Genomic DNA, 16482 nt, shown 5'->3' on the forward strand with positions numbered 1-16482 from the left:
GCGCCCGGCTTTGGTCGGGCGTTTTCATTTGACCCAAGCAGCGTAGCAACATGGACGGATCATACGTCACGAATAGAAGCTGGTCCGACCGCTTCATCCCGGAAATCCGCAGGATCGTGGGTGTCCATCTATTGCAGATCGCGCCCGATCATCTGGACATGCGCCAAGTCACCGATCTGCTGATGCTTGATGGCAGGGACGTGCGGATTGCTGCCCGCGTTCGGCGCCATGGCTACGCCGGCCGATACCCCTACGATTTCACAATCCGTTCGCGCCTCCCTTCCGGCAACCAGACCGAAGTAGCCAAGATCGTGAACGGAGAAGGGGACTGGCTGTTCTACGGCCACGCCAACGCTGCCGAGACAGGCTTTGACCTGTGGTGGCTGCTGGACCTTCGCTCCTTCCGCGCTGGGTTGATCCGCCAGGCGTCTAACAGCTTCCCGATATCGTCAGGCGATCGCCGCAACCAAGACGGCACCTGCTTCAAGTGGTTCGACATCAGATCCTTTCCTAACGAACCGCCCCTCGTGCTTGCAACATCGGGGCCTGGGCCCGCGGTTATGGCAGCACGCGCGTGCTGATTTTTTGATGCCCCAAAGAGGGGCGCAGCAGCATCAACCCGGTCGGCCAGACCTTTCCAGAAAGTCAGGGCTCCTGTTCCTTAAGCGCCCTAAGCCGCAAGTAATTATAGGCGAATCATTGCCTGCCCATTTAGGAATGAAATTGTATTCTCCGAGTCCGGTTTGGTTATGCGTCAATTCCTTGCAGCGATTTTCATTTGCTTTTGCCTTCCAGCATTTGCCGACGGTGAACCGACCGCAGCAGGCGAACCAGCCCTCGCGGTTGGTGCCCTCACAGCAGAAGACATCGCCACAGCACGACAGCGGCTTTTGAACTTGGCAGACTTTCGACTAGAGGCGGTGCTGCTGGACGCCGCTTGCTGCAAGGTGTGCAGCAAGGGTCAGGCTTGCGGGGACAGCTGCATCAGCCGCAGCAAACAGTGCCGGAAAGGGCCAAGGTGTACCTGTGACGGATGAGGGAGGCAGCGAACCCGAAGAGGCATCAGCGCCGCACGCGGGGGAGGTTGATGCCCTCCGAGACGCGCTGCTGAACACGTTAATCGAGTTTCCTCTTTGCATACATGTGGACGGAGAGGGGTTGGCCGATACCATCTGGGAATACGAGAAAGCCGCCGCCCGGGCACATCCGGCTGTGGCGGAGGTTGTTCGCGAGGCCGTGGCAAGGCTGAGGGGATGACCGCTCCGCCCGTGCAGGGCTTTTCATGCCTGCTAGGAACAATGCGGTCTAACGCGTGTTGACCCGCACTCCCTGTTGGACTCACGCCCGCCCTCACCGGCGGGGCCTTTTCATGCGCTGGACAGACTTACGGACAGCATGTCCTCGTCGCGCTGTGTACTCCCCACATCCGGCCCCGTAGTCGCGTGTTTCCAGTTGGCGGGGCTGCGCCAATCCATCTGCGCTGATCCCCCCAGTCGCGACTCGGCCGCATTTGCCGCCTATCTGTGTGGCAGATTTACCCTCACCAGAAAGCAACGTCGCTGCCGGCACGGATCGTTATTTACAGAACGTCTAACCAAGGCCTATCTGCGGTTGAGGCTGCGTAAGCACTTCAACCCAGAAAGACCTCCGGCGCCACGATACGCCGGAGGTTTAACTTTTCTCAACTGGAACTGTTCAACAGAATGGTTAACGCTCCCGCTTGCCCCACCCACGACGATGGGGCTGTGGTAGAGAGTAGTGCCCCGCTTCGGCGGGGCTTTTTGCTGCGCATGTGGGCTATCGTTAGCCTCCCCTTAACCTCGCCGCAGTAGCATGACGAACAAAGAGGAGAGGATCATGACCCATCGCATAACGACATTTGAGGTCCTTCGGGCCAATCTGTCGGCAGCCGGAACAACACTGATGCTGTGCCGCGCGAACATCGGCCGGATGAACCTTTCGGACGAAGAGAAGGCAGACACGCTCTGGCGGATCGAACGCCAGATCACTGAGTTGGAAGGCATGCGCCTGGAGATGACCCGCCCGGCAACCCACAAGCGGTGCGCTCCAACAACGAGGAAACCCCACCTCTGGTCTGTGGATTGATCCTGTCTGACCTTCTGCCTGCTTTTCTTCGTCTCTACGGCACCTGCCCTTCGACAATCGCGGAAATCGCAGCACCCTGGGGCGCGCTGGTGGTGATCTGGTGGCAACGAGGGAGGGACGTCGGACAGAGGTCACGGCAACTGCAATGCGGCGCAAGGTGATCAAGGCAGTGGAACTTTTGCAACCCTTGGCTAGCTCCAAGCCCTGTCCGCATTCGTACCAATGCCGCTGTTACTAAAGTGCTGCGATAGGCGGTGAAAATTAGCAACAAACGTCGCCGCAGCCCCGGTCACCTTGACGTGAATTTCCTCCTCCGCGCAAACAAGGCCAACAGCGGAGGGAAAAGTGACAGACGTATTCATAATCGGCGGCTCCAACAGCCTGATGAACAAGGGTTGGACGGCTCATGTCAATGAAGCCGCGTTGGGCGCCATCTCGAACATGTCGGTCGGCGCCGCGACCTCACTTATGGGTATTTTTCGCCTGCTGCGAGAGGAGGTTCCTGATGGGTCGACTGTCGTCTGGGAGTATGCGCTGAACGAGTCTAACCATTTCAGGTCTGGTCAGTCCTTGGAGAGTTTGCTGTATCACCTGGACTGGTTCATGGAGATCGCCCGGCGCAAAGCTATTCGTGTGCTGCCGCTGCTGCTGTGGACCAGAGCGGAGCAGGTCTCCGGGAAGCGAAACAGATACCGGCAGGCGTTGGAGCAGCGTTTAGAGGCTCATGGGCTGCCCATCATTGATGCGTTTCAGCCGGTGCAAGATTTGGCCGCGCAGCATGGCGTGGAGGTGGTAACCTACTTTGACGGAAATATGCATTACTCGTGCGAGACGCCATTTCCAAAGTATCTAGCTGGCCTCGTTCTTGCCGGAATAGAAGCCGCTGTTGTGCCATCTGCTCTTCGGCCCCTTCAAGACCTTGAACTTGCGCTTTGCACCCCAGAGGGAGAGGGCAGAGATTTCTCAAATAGCGTGTTCCGGGCCACAGTTTTTACGTCGTCCTGCCCTCTCCGGGTAAACGCTAGTGGGAAGTTGCTTGCTTCCTATGTTATCGCGGCAATGGATGCGGGAGCGGTGAGGATCGAAGCCGACGGTCTTCATGTTGGAACATATTCGTTGCAACGACCAACAGGCGGAAACGCCCGTATGCTACTCTTGAAGCATCTTGTTCATTGGCAGGCGGCCAATGAGATTGCCCAAGTCCAAAATACGCTTGCGATTTCCGGGGATGCTCCTGACGACGCGCCTATAGTACAGAACACCTTCGACTGGCGTGGTCAGTCTGACAGCTTGGAGCGCGCCGATGCGTATGTTTGTGCACTGATAGAGAGGGCTGTCTAGGGTGTGTTGACGTTCACCGGAGCCGAATGACGGTTGCGGCGAGAGCAATGAAGGCGCTGAAACTTTCATCAGTCTTGCAGCAGCGCATGGCGATGCCTCTGTATTCCTTGAGCCTGCCGTCCCTCGCGGCGCCAGAACGATTCGGGATCGCTGACCGATTCGGCATAAAGGCGGGCGTAATCGGCTGGCCCTACATGGGCCTTTTCAAAGCCCGCCGGAATTGGATGCTTTTCAATCGCTTCAGTCATCGTGGTCCCCTCCTCGCTGTCCTGCCGGTTCTTTCCCCTGCGATCTTTGCCAATCTGTTTTTAAGATCAGACGGCACACGCCGGTACAAAATAAATGTTAATGTTAATGCGCTATATACCTTAAATCCTTTTTTTAAAGGAAAAAATTAGTAAATATATTATCGAGTAAAACTATATGTTCGTAAATTCTTTACCTTTAGACCCCCTGATTGGGCTGTCATGTCTTCGTTGAAGCGTTTGTACTTGCCGCGGCGGGAGCACCTCGACAATGTCTGCGGCTGAGGTCAACGCCATCTGTGGCTGCTTCTGGCAAGGCATTACCAATGACGCGCATGAGCCGTATTTCCAGACCACTCGTCTTGGCGAGGGTGCTGGTCGGCCCCCGAAGATCGCAAGGAAGCGACCACCTGCTTGCGCTGTTTCTTGCGGTCGTTGCAGGGGCTTCCAATGCAGGGGGCTTCTTCGCGCTCGCGCAGTATACTTCGCACATGACGGGTTATCTGTCCCAAGTCGCCGATAATCTGGTAGTCGGCAACTTCCTGGTCCTGGTGACGGCACTCCTTGCAATCGTCTCCTTCATGTCGGGTGCTGCCGTCAGCGCCTTCCTGGTCAACTGGGCAAGGCACCAAAGGAACGGAAAGCATTTTGCACTTCCGCTGGCGGTAGAGGGGACATGTCTAGCATGCTTCGCCTTCGGCGGGGTGTTCACCAATGAAGCAGGTCGGATTTTTGCCTTGGCCTGGCTCTGCTGCATCATGGGAATGCAGAATGCCACGATCACCAAGATATCGGGTGCCAGGATACGTACCACCCATGCAACCGGGATGATCACGGATATCGGAATCGAAAGCGGGCGCGCCGTCTATGGCCTGCTCCGGCCAGAGAGCAGGGTGAAAGCCGACCGAGGGAAACTGCGCATTCTGTTGTCCCTGGTCGGGGCCTATGTCCTCGGAGGGGTGGTGGGCGCCACAGGCTATCTCCTTTTGGGTTTCTGCTTTGCCCTTCCTCTCGCCGCCCTACTGCTTGCCCTGTCCTTGCCTTTGCTCCTCACCAGGCCACCTCTGTATCAGCAGCGGTAACTGCACGACCATCTGCCACGAGGCGCTGCTCCTGTCTGCTGCCAGTCCTCATCAACTGCAATCGGCGAGATCCAAGCGCGTCAATGCAGCGCGGCGAATGACCGGAACGTCCCGTATAGCCACACGTACCCCAGGTCTGCGGATCACCCCTTCGGATCCTTTCCGGCAGCGTCCGAAAGGGATCGTCCAGAGGACAGTCTATGCGCTTTCCAAGTATACGTCAGGGCGTCGCCAGCGGCAGTTCTGTAGGCTTGAACTGCCGTTGCTAGTTTAATCTGATCCTAGTCAGCTTTTTGGGATTCCGGGTCATGTAGATGTTGATGATCTGCTCGGCTTCCACGTCGAGCGCAGTCGTTTGGAGTTCGCCGCCGATACGCCAGATGAACCCCGGTAGGCCGTCGATCATGGTGAAGTGAAGATACTCCATCTCATCTCCCCTTTTGCGCGACAGACTCTCGAACATCCGCATCAGCTTGTCGGACCCTTGTATGACATTCAGCACGTTGTAGACTTTGCCCCCGCCGTCGGAGTGCAGCGTTGCACCTTCTGCCAGTATGTTCGAAAGAGCAGTGCCATTCCCGGTCTTGCAGGCCTCGAAGAAAGCCTGGGTCAACTGCTCGCCGGTTTCACGCGGCACCGTGTAACGGGGACGGTCGACATGAACACGCCCCTAACGGGTATTATGGTTCGGCCCCGATGGCATCTGGCAGCTTGGACGGCGAGCGCGCTTCCAGCACTTCCTTGTCCCGCAGTTCCTTGGCCAGGCGGGCTTCGTAGAGTTTCCGTGTCTATTCGGCCCTTGGTCCAAGGGGCTCCACATGGCCGTTCTTGCCTCGACTGCTATGGCACCCGCTCCCACCGCCAGACCTGACCAGCCTCTTCGTCGATTGTGTCCCCGACCTGCCGGAAGCCAAGGTGGATGAGCACGGACGTGATGCGTTACGCTCGGGAAGCGTATGCGCGAAGATCTTCGGGAAAGGAGCATGTGACTGGGCAATGGAGATGAGCCCTGCTGCCATCGATCTTGCAATGCCCCGCCCCTCGGCATGAGGGAAGGTGAAATAGGCGATCTCAGCGAAACCCATGCGAGGGGGGCCGACGAAGCTGCAGCAGCCGACAACCTCCCCGTCGTCTGCCTTGATTCCGAGATAGCCGATCCAAGGCTCTGACGCCCCGGTGCGGTCGTATAACGCAAGTTGCGCGCGAGCGATGTCGCGAACCACCACGGCCACCTTGTTGTCAGGCAGGATCGGCCCCGCGTTGCCAAGGTCTTGACCGGCTCGCAGCGCCAGGGTCCGCGTCAGGGGCATGAGGTTGATGTCAATGGGCATGGCGTCTCCCGCTAGGAGTCTGAAGCTGTGCGAAAGGGTCTGCTTGTGGCCGCGGGAGGTTCGTCACGTCACCCGGAATGAGTCAGGCAGCGCCGCCAGGGAGGGACAGCCAGCGCAGCTGCAGCAAGTCTCCGGTAAAGCAGACGGCCACAAACATGAGGATTGCAGCAAAAGACCTATGAAGCGATTCTCACGTTTGCCAGACGAAACGGCCTTGAGCTTGACCCACGGCACCAAACCCACTCGCGCGGTGCAATGATCGAAGTCCTAGAGGCTGAAGTCAGCTCCGGTGAGGGTGATAGCGTAGGAGGCATCCGCAATGTCGATGGCGAAGTCAGCCCTGCCATCACCGTTCACGTCGCCCTGCACCCGCAGGCCGGTGGAGGTGTGGACGGCTCTCAGCTCCCCAGCCTGACCACGGAAAGCCACATCGGTGCCGATGAAGGTAAAGGCGTCGTTGGCGGCGATGCCCACCTTGGCGTCGATGCGGTCGAGCGCGATCGCATCCCAGCCGTCTTCGAAGTCGGTGACGAGGTCACGCGCGTCGGCGGTGGTGCCGCTGTCGGTGCTGGTTGTGAAGTGGAAGAAGTCGGCCTGCGCACCGCCAACTAGGACGTCGCGCCCGGTGCCGCCCACCAGGTTATCGGAGGAGGCGCCTCCGTTAAGTCTGTCGTTGCCGCCATAGCCGAACAGGAAATCCGAGCCCCCGTTGCCTTCGATGACGTTGCCGGCGGTCGAGCCGTAGACGATGTCGGCGCCTGAGCCGCCCTTGACGTTCTCGATGCTGATGACGGTGTCGGCGCCCGCCCCGGCGACATAGTCGCCGTCCACGGTACGGGCCGCGACGCGAAAGGCGCCTGGTGCGAAGGGCGCAAGGTCGTGGGCGACGCCGTCGAGGTTGATCTCGATGCCTGCCGTGGACCCGGTGGCGTCGTAGGTGTCGAGGCCCGTCCCGCCGTTGATAACGTCGAGCCCGTCGCCACCACCGGGGCCGGTGGTGGCCCCGACGCCGATCCAGGTATCGTCGCCGTCACCGAGCACCACAGTGTCGGAGCCGTCGTTGTCCTGGACCGTCTCGGCGCTTGCGCCGCCCGTAAGCTTGTCGTTACCGTCGCCGAGGTCGATGGTGCCATGGACAATGCCGCTTGTCGTGAGGCCACCCACAGTGCGGACGTTGGTGAAGGTGTCGTGGCCGTCACCAAGGGCGACGGACCCCATGATTGTGCCGGAGTTCGTCACAGTGTCGTTGTTGGGGCCGCCCTGATCAAGGATCCCATAGGCGCCCTCGAGGATCCAGGTATTGGTGATGGTGTGTGCGCCGGTTCCGACCAGGTAGATGCCGGCAAAGGTGCTTCCCGAGATCGTACCAGCGTTTTGAATGATGGCAGAGCTGCCAACCAACATACCAAAGTCGCCGCCCCGGACGCTTCCTTCCGCGCCCACGGTGATCATCGAGGCCCCAGTGTTGCCGGTATCGAGGGTCAGACCAGCGTCGTAGGAGGAAACGACGGAGCCGTTGACTCTGACGGTCCAGGCGCCGGTGTTGGCAAGATGCGCGCCGCTGGCGCGAAAGCCACCCGCCGCGACCAGAAAGGCATCGGTATCCACGGTAAGCGAGTCCGGGCCACTGCTGTCGGAGTCAAAGGCATGGTCACCATGCCATGACGCAGTTCGGCCGCGCTCTGGCGGAACTGAACATCGAGATCCTCTGTGCCAACTCCTCGCAAGCAACGGATGAGATTGACGGATGAGATTGAATAGACCCTTTCTGTGTGTACGTGCTATCTTCTGCACTGCAGGCGACCACGGGGCAAAGGACGGGGTGTGAGGTTCAAACCCCGGCGCGTGGCCAGATCATTGACGTTCCTCGTTTGTGGCGCCTGCACCGCGATCCGGCCCTCGCTTTCGCCACCCTTGGGTCAGGTGCCGATAGTCACACTCGGCCTGATCCGCAACGGCCCGATCGGCTTGTCGGCGTTCCGGGAGGTTGTACGCATAGGTGGCCCCGCGTTGGCCACGCCGCGCGGGAAGACCGGCCGCCAGTTCCAATGACCGCATCTTTCGAGTCATCAGCGCCGGCCGCGCCCAGGTGTAGTCTTCGCCTTTTGTCAGCATGTGCCAAATCAGAACGGTCAATTTCCGAGCCACTGCCACAACCGCAATGTGGGTGCCGCGGCGTGCGCGGATACGGTCGTAGAAAGCCCGCAAGGGACCCGGGACGCGAATGGCTTGCCACGCTGCTTCGACCAGGAGGTGACGGGCGCCCGATGGCCCACGCTTGGTGATCCGGCCATGATACGCCGGCCCTTCGCCGGATTGGCGGACGCTTGGGTTCAATCCGAAGTAGGCGACCAGCTTGTCGGGGTTGTCAAAACGTTCGATCCGGCCGATGGCCGCCATCACGCCGATTGCCACAACCATGTCGATGCCGGGCGCAGTCATGATCCGCTTGACGTCCTTATCGTCCAAAGCGGCGCGGGCGATGTCCTTCTCGACGCCTTTCTGAGCCTCGGTCAAGCGGTCATACTCGTCGATGTGGCGCGCAATTGCCTCGCGTTCGTCTTCAGGCAGATACTGCGCCTTGAGCCAGGCTCGACCCTTGATGCCAAAAAGATCCACATGGGGGCAGCGCGGGACGAGATGGGCGTGCAGGATGGATTGCACGATCCCTTTCAGGCGGACCCGCTGTTTGACGAGCTGGCTCCGGCGTGTGACCTGGCGCCGTCGCGCCAGTGTGGCCTCGTCCGGCACCCATACCTCCGGCAGGAAGCCTGCGGCGTAGAGCTGTGCCAACACGCGGGCATCAATCTTGTCAGTCTTGGTCTTCGCTTTGGCGATCAGGTATACTGGCAGCGGATTGGCGACCGCCACACGTGCGACATATGGCGTCAGGATTTCCACGAGCGCCGTGGCGTTCCCTGTCGCCTCGACAATCACGTGATCTGTTTTCTTCAGTGTCGCAGCGAAAGCGGCCAAGTGCTCGCGCGTCATCCCGATCCGCCCAAGACGCGTGAATTCCGCACCTTCAAGCGCCACCGCCTCCGCAAAGACCCGGTGAATGTCCAAGCCGATGATTCTCATGCTTTCCTCCCGTTTTTGGAACGAATGAGTCTTCATTCACGGGAGCGGCGGGCACGCGGCACCTACAGATCCGCGCTCGCAGCGCATCCGGGCAAGCCGCAGGGGCGACCACTTAAAGGCTCGGGCTCGCGGCCCATGCGTGTTGATCGGTCTGTCCGCACTCACGTGCTCCCCGCGCCCCAGAACCCGGATGGTCTCACCATAACGCCAATCGTGAAGAATCGGCAGGGCCTCGAAGCGCCGCTCTCATCATGCCGGATAAGGGCCGCGTCGAGCGCGCCAACCGCACCCTGCAGGACCGTCTGGTCAAGGAACTGCGGCTGGCCGGCATCTCCGACATGGAGACTGCCAATGCCTTTCTTCCGGGCTTCATGGCACGCCACAACGCGCAGTTTGCCAAGGTGCCACGCCGTGCGGACAACCTGCATCGGCCACTGAATGTCGAACCGGATCAGCTGCGCGACATCCTCTGCTATCGCGACGAACGCTATGTCAGCAACCAGCTGGCCTTTTCCTACGACCGGCTGCGGATCATCCTGGCCCCAAACGAGATCACCCGCGATCTGCCGGGCAAATACGTGGACAGCTATGAGTTCGCGGACGGCCGGCTGGAGTTCCGCTGGAAGGGTGTTTCGCTGCCCTACTCCGTCTTTGACAAGGATCAGCGGGTGACCCATGCCGCCATTACCGAGAACAAGCATCTGAGCGCGGTTCTAGAATACATCAAGGCCGAGCAGGACAAGGCTCCGCCGAAGGTGCACCGGGTTGGCAAGCAGCGGACCCGCTACACGCCCACGGGACGGCGCAACAACGGCTGGAACTCGCTGGCCGACCGCGCGGCAAAGGCGCGTGCCGCTCCACCCACGGAATGACGCTTCATCGGCCCATTGACGGTGGTATCTTTCGAAAAGGAAGGCGTGCGCGCCTTCTACTCGCCAAAGGAACGTCGAAAGCTGCGGCTCTGAACGCATGGCCGGTCACGGCTGCGATGGCGGATGTCTCCGCCCTGCCCGGCCATGCTTGGCCACCCTCGGTGAGACATTTCTGCTTTGCGCAGCCAAGGACATTTCAACTTGGTTGCAACAGGAGGCTACCTGCGGGGCATGACCCGCGCCTTCCAGCAAGGCCAGCTCAACCTGATGGGAAGCCTGATCGGCTTGAGCGAGCGGCGACGCCCAGAGCAAGCACCGTGATTGCCCCTCTTGCGGTGCTGCAGCCGCCTTTTTCATGGACCAATTTCCTAGCATTACAGTTGCATTCTCCTCTTCTGTCTGAATCCATGCGCTCTCATGATTGATGGAGGCTTGTGGATGGCGGGCTTGTCGGTCGAGGAGACACTGGAGCTTTGGGCCTCGTCGCTTCGTGCTGCGAAGGCTCGCATGCGCCCGCTGTTCACGCAGGCACGGGTTGCGGCATCGGCCGAACGGTTTCTCGACGGTTTGTTGGGCGAGGAACGGCGCAAGACGGGCTGGATGCGAGCGGAGGCGGCTGGAGATCCGGGTCCTTGGCGGCAGCAGGCCATTCTGGGACGCGCCCCTTGGGATGCCGATGCCCTGCGCGATATTGTTCGGGACTACACCTTGGACACCCTTTCTGATCCCGAGGCGGTGCTGGTGATCGATGAAACCGGCTTTCTGAAGCAGGGCCACGCGTCCTGTGGAGTAGCGCGCCAATACACCGGATCCGCAGGCAAGATCACCAATTGCCAGATCGGTGTTTTCGCCAGCTATGTTTCGCGCCATGGACATGCCTTTATCGATCGGGCGCTTTATCTGCCAAAAGCCTGGACTGATGATCTGGAGCGGCGAACCAGAGCCCATGTCCCCGAGGCTGTGCAATTCGCCACAAAACCTGCTCTTGCCCGCGCCATGATCGAGCGTGTGCTGTTGGCTGATGTCCCCTTCTCCTGGGTGGCTGCCGACACTGTTTATGGCGTCGGTGACATCGAAATGGCGCTGCGCCGTGCCGGCAAGGGCTATGTGCTGGGCGTGAGCGCCAGTCATTCCTTCACGTCCTGGGGCAAACCCCACGCGGTCCGCGGAACGGCAAGGGACATCGCGGAAGACTTGCCTCCAAAGGCTTGGCAGCGCCTTTCGGCAGGCTCGGGCACAAAGGGCGAGCGCCTCCACGACTGGGCCTACCTTGATCTGGCCGATCTTGATGCTGGCGACTTCAATGCCGATTTCCGCGGGGTCTGGACCCGAGGCCTGCTGATCCGCCGCAATATCTCTGATGGCGAGTTGACGTTCTTCACCACCTGGTGTCCGCAGGGCACGGGCATGGATACACTGGTGCGCGTCGAAGGACATCGATGGGCAATCGAGGACAGCTTCGAGACCGCAAAGAACGAACTCGGCCTCGATCACAACGAGACCCGCTCCTGGCACGGGTGGCACCGCCATGTGTCGTTGGTCATGCTGGCCTTTGCCATGATGGCGACCATTCGCCATCACGCCAATGCCGAACCGCCCAAAAAAACCATGCGCAGGATGCCAGCAAACCCAGGCTGATCAGCTGGTCAATCCAGGAGATCCGACGCATCGCCAATCGCTTGGCCCAACGTCAGATCGAACCGGCTCATATCATCGCATGGTCGATGTGGCGAAGGGCCCATCAAGCCGCGGCAAGGCAGGCCCACCTTCGACGAAAGGTGCAACTGTAATGCTAAGCCGGAATGCGTGCCAGTTCCCCCCATTGCGGGAAGAGGGCTTTCGCGCTGCAACCGAGGCTTCTATATGGGAGCACCGCCGCGACAGCGATTCCGCGCAGTGGCTGCGCTTGATGCGGACAAGAATGGGGACAGCCGGTGAAACCGGCGCGAAAGGATACGGGCATGGCATTCGGCGGGTTGTTTTCGACCGACATCGCAATCGACCTGGGGACGGCGAACACGCTGATCTATGTCAAGGGCAAAGGCATCATCCTGAACGAGCCCTCGGTCGTGGCCTATCACGTCAAGGACGGCAAGCGGCAGGTCCTGGCGGTGGGCGAGGATGCGAAACTGATGCTGGGCCGCACGCCCGGTTCCATCGAGGCGATCCGGCCCATGCGCGAAGGCGTCATCGCCGACTTCGACAGCGCCGAGCAGATGATCAAGCATTTCATCAAGAAGGTGTTCAAGCGCACCTCCTTTTCCAAGCCCAAGGTCATCGTCTGCGTTCCCCACGGCGCGACCCCCGTTGAAAAGCGCGCCATCCGCCAGTCGGTCCTGTCGGCAGGCGCGCGTCGCGCGGGATTGATTGCCGAACCCATCGCCGCCGCCATTGGCGCGGGGATGCCCATCACCGAACCCACCGGGTCCATGGTCGTCGATATCGGCGGCGGCACGACCGAGGTGGCGGTCCTGTCGCTGGGCGATGTGGTTTATGCCCGGTCCGTCCGCATCGGCGGGGATCGCATGGACGAGGCGATCATCAATTACCTGCGCCGCAACCAGAATATGCTGATCGGCGAATCCACGGCCGAGCGCGTCAAGACCAGCATTGGCACGGCGCGGATGCCCGACGACGGGCGCGGCGCCACCATCATGGTGCGCGGCCGCGACCTGCTGAACGGCATTCCCAAGGAAATCGAGATCAGCCAGGCCATGGTCGCCGAGGCCCTAGCCGAACCCATGCAAGCCATCTGCGAGGCCGTGATGGTCGCCCTGGAAGCGACACCCCCGGACCTTGCCGCCGACATCGTGGACCGCGGCGTGATCCTGACCGGCGGCGGGGCGATGCTGGGCGATCTGGATCTGGCGCTGCGCGAGCAGACCGGCCTGTCGATCACCCTGGCCGACCAGCCGATGAACTGCGTGGCGCTTGGCACCGGCAAGGCGCTTGAATACGAAAAGCAGCTGCGCCACGTCATCGACTACGACAGCTGAGCGGCGCGGCCGGGCAGGGGTCGCCTGAATGGCACGCAAGGGTCCAGACTTCACCACACCGGTGCGGCGCGTGCTGATCGCGCTGATGACCCTTGTGCTGGTCGCGCTGTTCCTGTTCTGGCGCATCGACAGTCCCCGGGCCGAGGCGATGCGCATCGCCATCATCGACCGGGTGGTGCCAGGTTTCGGCTGGGCCATGGCCCCCGTGACGAAAGCCAGCCAGATGATCGGCGGGTTCCAGTCCTATGCCCGGATCTATGAACAGAACCAGGAACTGCGCCGCGAATTGCAGAAGATGCAGGCCTGGAAGGAAGCCGCCGTCCAGCTGGAACAGGAAAATTCCAAGCTGATGGCGCTGAACAATGTTCGCATCGACCCGGCCCTGACCAGTGTCACGGGCATGGTGATGGTGGACAGCGGGTCGGCCTTTCGCCAGTCGGTGCTGCTGAACGTGGGCACGGATGACGGCATTGTCGAAGGCTGGGCCACGATGGACGGGCTGGGGCTGGTTGGCCGGATTTCCGGCGTGGGCAAGCGCACCAGCCGCGTGGTGCTGCTGACCGACCCGTCGTCGCGCATTCCGGTATCCGTCCAGCCTTCGGGCGAAAAGGCGCTGCTGACCGGGGACAACACGTCGTTGCCGTTCCTGGATTTCATCGAGATGCCGGACAACGTGCGCCCCGGCGACCGGGTCGTCACCTCGGGCGACGGGGGCGTGTTCCCGCCGGGGTTGCTGGCAGGGCAGGCGGTCCAGGGCAGCGACGGGCGGATCCGGCTGCGGCTGGCCGCCGATTACGGACGGCTGGAATTCCTGCGCGTGCTGCGGTCCCATCCGGCTGAAACCGTGGTGGACAGCGGGGCGGTGATCGCACCCGGCGACCGGGGCCTGATCGGCCCGCAGATGCCCGCCTCGCCGGTCGAGGCGGCGGCCTCCGATCCCCTGGCGACGGGCACCGAATGATGAACCGGCAGATGCTGATTGGCACGGTCCTGTTCTGCGCGGCCACGGCGGTGCTGCTGTTCCTGCGGCTGCTGCCCTTGTCGGCGGGGGCGACTCGCTGGCCGGGCGCGGATCTGGAACTGTGCCTTGTGCTGGCCTGGGTGCTGCGCCGCCCCGACCAGTTGGCCGCACCGGTGATCGCCCTGGTCTTTGTCCTCCAGGGCATCATCCTGTTCCAGCCCCTTGGCCTTTGGGCCGCCATCGTCCTGGCCGGATCCGAGGCTGCACGCTTGCGTGAAGCCCGTTGGCGCGATGCGCCATTCATGGTTGAATGGCTGCGCACAGCCATCCTGATGGGCATGATGATGCTGGCTTATCGTATCATACAGGTGCTGTTCATGATGCCGGTTCCGGCCCTGGGTCAGGTGCTCCTGCATTTCATCGCCACGGTCGCCGCCTATCCGCTGGTCGTCCTGGCCGCGCGGATCCTGTTCGGGCTGCGCCGCACCACCCCCGTCCTGGCCGAGCAGATGAGGTTCGCGCGATGACCAGAACGCCGCGCCAGACGGGCGAAACGGGTGGGGGCATCGGCCGCCGGGGGCTGTTGCTGGGGGGTATCCAGTTGGGCGTGGTGACGACGCTGGCCTTGAAGCTGCGCTCGATGCAGGTCGAGCAGGCCGAGCAATACCGGATGCTGGCCGACGGCAATTCGATCAAGATCCGCCTGCTGGTGCCCGCGCGCGGCCTGATCCATGACCGCAACGGCATCGTCATCGCGGGCAACGAGCAGAATTACCGTGTCACCCTGACCCGAGAGGAAGCGGGCGGCGATGTGGAACCCGTCCTGCGCCGGCTGGCCCGGCTGATCCCCATCAGCGACGACCGCATGGCCGAGCTTCTGGAAGAATTTTCCAGGCGCAGCGCGGTCACGCCCATCGTCCTGGCCGACCGGCTGACCTGGGAACAGTTCAGTTCCATCGCCGTCAACGCCCCGTCTCTGGCCGGAATCACGCCGGAATCGGGCCTGTCGCGCGTTTATCCCCGCGCGGGCGACATGGCCCATGTGCTGGGCTATGTCGGGCCTGTGTCCGATTACGACCTGTCCAAGATCGAAGATCCCGATCCCGTCCTGATGCTGCCCGAGTTCCAGTTGGGCAAGGTCGGCTTCGAGGCCCGGCTGGAGGATCACCTGCGCGGCAAGGCCGGTCAGCGCCGAGTCGAGGTGAACAGCGCGGGCCGCGAGATGCGCCAGCTGTCGCGCCAGGAGGGCGACCAGGGCGCCACCGTCCAGATGTCCCTGGACGCGCGGTTGCAGAATTATGCCGCCCAACGCATGGGGCAGGAAAGCGCGGCTGCCGTCGTGATCGACGTGCATTCGGGTGACATCCTGACGATCTGTTCGTCGCCCAGCTTCGATCCCAACAAGTTCGTGCGGGGAATTTCATCGTCCGACTACAAGGCGCTGATGAACCACGACCACCGTCCCTTGGCCGACAAGACGGTGCAGGGGGTCTATCCGCCAGGCTCGACCTTCAAGATGGTCACGCTGCTGGCAGGGCTGGAATCGGGCGTGATCAATGCCGGAACGCGCTTTTACTGCCCCGGCCATACCGAGGTCGGCGGGCGGCGCTTTCACTGCTGGCGCCGGGGCGGTCATGGCAGCGTCGATGCGGTGACCAGCCTGTCGCACAGTTGCGACGTTTATTATTACGAACTGGCCCAAAAGGTCGGCATCGACCGGATCGCCGCCATGGCCCGCAGGCTGGGGCTGGGCCAGCGCCACGATTTGCCCATGTCCGCCGTGGCCGAAGGCATCGCGCCGGACCGGGCCTGGAAACAGGCGCGATATGGCCAGACCTGGCAGGTGGGCGACAGCCTGAACGCCTCGATCGGCCAGGGCTATGTCCTGGCCTCGCCGCTGCAACTGGCGGTGATGACCGCGCGCATCGCGACAGGGCGCGAGGTTCGGCCCCGGCTGGTGCGCGCTATCGACGGGGTGGCGCAGCCGGTCCCCGATTTTCCGGACCTGGGGTTGGATCCGGGGTTCCTGCGTATCGCGCGGATGGGAATGGACGCGGTGATGAATTCCGAAAGCGGCACCGCCCGCCGGATGCGCATCACCCGCGAGGAGTGGCGCATGGCGGGCAAGACCGGCACCAGCCAGGTTCGCAACATCACCGCCGCCGAACGCGCGCGGGGGGTGGTGTCGAACGATCAGTTGCCCTGGAATCGGCGCGACCACGCGCTGTTCGTCTGTTACGCGCCGTTCGACGCGCCGCGCTATGCGGCGTCGGTGGTGGTCGAACATGGCGGCGGCGGATCGGCGGTGGCGGCGCCGGTTGCGCGCGACATCATGCTGTTCGCCCTGGCGGACGGGTTGCCGCCGCTGGACGCCGTGCCCGGCGATCAGCGCGATGCGATGGAAGAACGCCACAACGCCATGCACCTGTTCACGCCGGATGCGCCCCGGCTGACGCGGGCCTGATCG

At 61.9% G+C, this 16482-nt stretch carries 14 protein-coding genes and 1 pseudogene; 11 read left to right on the top strand and 4 right to left on the bottom strand.

Features of this window, described 5'->3' with window-relative positions; all coding sequences use genetic code 11:
• Positions 1–50 precede the first annotated feature (50 nt).
• From Q5701_RS03970 to Q5701_RS03990, 5 genes are all read left to right on the top strand, one after another.
• On the top strand, positions 51–581 hold the full coding sequence (locus tag Q5701_RS03970) for a hypothetical protein (protein ID WP_306753869.1): 531 nt from the start codon (positions 51–53) through the stop codon (positions 579–581).
• A gap of 1276 nt (positions 582–1857) precedes the next feature.
• The gene (locus tag Q5701_RS03975) at positions 1858–2106 is read left to right on the top strand and encodes a hypothetical protein (RefSeq protein ID WP_306753871.1); all 249 of its coding nucleotides are present in this window, start codon (positions 1858–1860) and stop codon (positions 2104–2106) included.
• Positions 2107–2451: 345 nt separating this feature from the next.
• A complete protein-coding gene (locus Q5701_RS03980; RefSeq protein ID WP_306753873.1) occupies positions 2452–3447 on the top strand; it encodes an SGNH/GDSL hydrolase family protein in 996 nt (331 codons plus the stop codon).
• 47 nt (positions 3448–3494) lie between these two features.
• Positions 3495–3845 (top strand): hypothetical protein, encoded by a 351-nt coding sequence (locus tag Q5701_RS03985; protein WP_306753874.1) that lies wholly within the window; start codon positions 3495–3497, stop codon positions 3843–3845.
• A 173-nt stretch (positions 3846–4018) separates the two neighbouring features.
• Positions 4019–4774 carry a YoaK family protein gene (locus tag Q5701_RS03990; protein WP_306753875.1) on the top strand — a complete coding sequence of 252 codons (756 nt, stop codon included), beginning with the start codon at positions 4019–4021 and terminating at the stop codon, positions 4772–4774.
• A gap of 265 nt (positions 4775–5039) precedes the next feature.
• Here the strand turns inward: Q5701_RS03990 and Q5701_RS03995 are convergent, their stop codons facing one another.
• The 4 genes from Q5701_RS03995 to Q5701_RS04010 all read right to left on the bottom strand — a co-directional run bounded on the left by Q5701_RS03995 (position 5040) and on the right by Q5701_RS04010 (position 9186).
• A complete protein-coding gene (locus Q5701_RS03995; RefSeq protein WP_306753876.1) occupies positions 5040–5411 on the bottom strand; it encodes a sigma-70 family RNA polymerase sigma factor family protein in 372 nt (123 codons plus the stop codon).
• Between the two features lie 151 nt (positions 5412–5562).
• On the bottom strand, positions 5563–6105 hold the full coding sequence (locus Q5701_RS04000; RefSeq protein ID WP_306753877.1) for a GNAT family N-acetyltransferase: 543 nt from the start codon (positions 6103–6105) through the stop codon (positions 5563–5565).
• A gap of 267 nt (positions 6106–6372) precedes the next feature.
• Positions 6373–7713 carry a calcium-binding protein gene (locus Q5701_RS04005; protein ID WP_306753878.1) on the bottom strand — a complete coding sequence of 447 codons (1341 nt, stop codon included), beginning with the start codon at positions 7711–7713 and terminating at the stop codon, positions 6373–6375.
• A gap of 246 nt (positions 7714–7959) precedes the next feature.
• The gene (locus Q5701_RS04010) at positions 7960–9186 is read right to left on the bottom strand and encodes an IS110 family RNA-guided transposase (protein WP_306753880.1); all 1227 of its coding nucleotides are present in this window, start codon (positions 9184–9186) and stop codon (positions 7960–7962) included.
• A 260-nt stretch (positions 9187–9446) separates the two neighbouring features.
• Between Q5701_RS04010 and Q5701_RS04015 the strand changes: the two are divergent.
• The 6 genes and pseudogenes from Q5701_RS04015 to mrdA all read left to right on the top strand — a co-directional run.
• Positions 9447–10058, top strand: a pseudogene (locus Q5701_RS04015) (transposase family protein); the annotation flags it as partial.
• Positions 10059–10496: 438 nt separating this feature from the next.
• Positions 10497–11696 (top strand): IS701 family transposase, encoded by a 1200-nt coding sequence (locus tag Q5701_RS04020; RefSeq protein WP_306753881.1) that lies wholly within the window; start codon positions 10497–10499, stop codon positions 11694–11696.
• A gap of 323 nt (positions 11697–12019) precedes the next feature.
• Positions 12020–13054 (top strand): rod shape-determining protein, encoded by a 1035-nt coding sequence (locus Q5701_RS04025; RefSeq protein ID WP_234854048.1) that lies wholly within the window; start codon positions 12020–12022, stop codon positions 13052–13054.
• A 28-nt stretch (positions 13055–13082) separates the two neighbouring features.
• Positions 13083–14015: a rod shape-determining protein MreC gene (mreC, locus tag Q5701_RS04030; protein WP_306753882.1), complete on the top strand. Its 933-nt coding sequence runs from the start codon at positions 13083–13085 to the stop codon at positions 14013–14015.
• Positions 14016–14026: 11 nt separating this feature from the next.
• Positions 14027–14542: a rod shape-determining protein MreD gene (locus Q5701_RS04035; protein WP_306753883.1), complete on the top strand. Its 516-nt coding sequence runs from the start codon at positions 14027–14029 to the stop codon at positions 14540–14542.
• On the top strand, positions 14539–16479 hold the full coding sequence (gene mrdA, locus Q5701_RS04040) for a penicillin-binding protein 2 (RefSeq protein ID WP_306753884.1): 1941 nt from the start codon (positions 14539–14541) through the stop codon (positions 16477–16479). Before Q5701_RS04035 ends, mrdA begins: the two co-directional genes overlap by 4 nt.
• The last annotated feature ends 3 nt before the right edge of the window (positions 16480–16482 follow it).

The organism is Paracoccus actinidiae, from assembly GCF_030863885.1.
Taxonomy (GTDB): Bacteria; Pseudomonadota; Alphaproteobacteria; order Rhodobacterales; family Rhodobacteraceae; genus Paracoccus; species Paracoccus everestensis.

Excerpts from the sequence above, each read along its gene's own strand:
- Q5701_RS03970 (WP_306753869.1), top strand. The coding sequence starts at position 51 with ATGGACGGATCATACGTCACGAATAGAAGCTGGTCCGACCGCTTCATC.
- Q5701_RS03975 (WP_306753871.1), top strand. The coding sequence starts at position 1,858 with ATGACCCATCGCATAACGACATTTGAGGTCCTTCGGGCCAATCTGTCG.
- Q5701_RS03985 (WP_306753874.1), top strand. The coding sequence starts at position 3,495 with ATGAAGGCGCTGAAACTTTCATCAGTCTTGCAGCAGCGCATGGCGATG.
- Q5701_RS03990 (WP_306753875.1), top strand. The coding sequence starts at position 4,019 with ATGACGCGCATGAGCCGTATTTCCAGACCACTCGTCTTGGCGAGGGTG.
- Q5701_RS04000 (WP_306753877.1), bottom strand. The coding sequence starts at position 6,105 with ATGCCCATTGACATCAACCTCATGCCCCTGACGCGGACCCTGGCGCTG.
- Q5701_RS04010 (WP_306753880.1), bottom strand. The coding sequence starts at position 9,186 with ATGAGAATCATCGGCTTGGACATTCACCGGGTCTTTGCGGAGGCGGTG.
- Q5701_RS04020 (WP_306753881.1), top strand. The coding sequence starts at position 10,497 with ATGGCGGGCTTGTCGGTCGAGGAGACACTGGAGCTTTGGGCCTCGTCG.
- Q5701_RS04025 (WP_234854048.1), top strand. The coding sequence starts at position 12,020 with ATGGCATTCGGCGGGTTGTTTTCGACCGACATCGCAATCGACCTGGGG.
- mreC (WP_306753882.1), top strand. The coding sequence starts at position 13,083 with ATGGCACGCAAGGGTCCAGACTTCACCACACCGGTGCGGCGCGTGCTG.
- Q5701_RS04035 (WP_306753883.1), top strand. The coding sequence starts at position 14,027 with ATGCTGATTGGCACGGTCCTGTTCTGCGCGGCCACGGCGGTGCTGCTG.
- mrdA (WP_306753884.1), top strand. The coding sequence starts at position 14,539 with ATGACCAGAACGCCGCGCCAGACGGGCGAAACGGGTGGGGGCATCGGC.